Origin of the sequence: Saccharothrix sp. ST-888, from assembly GCF_000955975.1 — a bacterium.
GTDB lineage: Bacteria > Actinomycetota > Actinomycetes > Streptomycetales > Streptomycetaceae > Kitasatospora.
Genome location: NZ_JYJF01000428.1, coordinates 1 through 386, shown reverse-complemented (window position 1 = coordinate 386; position 386 = coordinate 1). Strand labels below are relative to the sequence as shown.

General features: G+C 75.9%; 1 pseudogene. It reads left to right on the top strand.

Annotation, left to right across the window (positions count from 1 at the left end):
• Positions 1–206: 206 nt before the first annotated feature.
• Positions 207–284: pseudogene (locus UK12_RS45280) on the top strand (lytic polysaccharide monooxygenase); the annotation flags it as partial.
• Between the last annotated feature and the right edge of the window lie 102 nt (positions 285–386).

Genomic DNA, 386 nt, shown 5'->3' with positions numbered 1-386 from the left:
GGCAGCCCGGCACCGAGACCGCGTTCGACGTCACCCCGGTCGGCCGCTACTACGAGCGCTTCGCCGACCACGCGGGGTCGGGGGCCCGGCGCGCGGTGCTCCGGGGGACGGGCGATCACGCGCGCGAGTTTGTCGCCGCGAGCGAGGCGGCGCCGGCCGCGTAGGCTGGGAACCGGGCGACGACGCGACGGTGCGCGCGGACCGGCCACCAGGTGGTGCTCGCGGTCTGGGACACCGCCGAAACCGGCAACGCATTCTACTCCTGCACCGACGGCGCCTTCTGAAGCCCGGGGGGTCCTGAGGAGCCGGCTACCCGAGGGCCCTGGAGTCCGCCGGGGCCCGCGCGAAAAGCCGGACCGGGTGTCCCGCCGATACGGCGGGACACC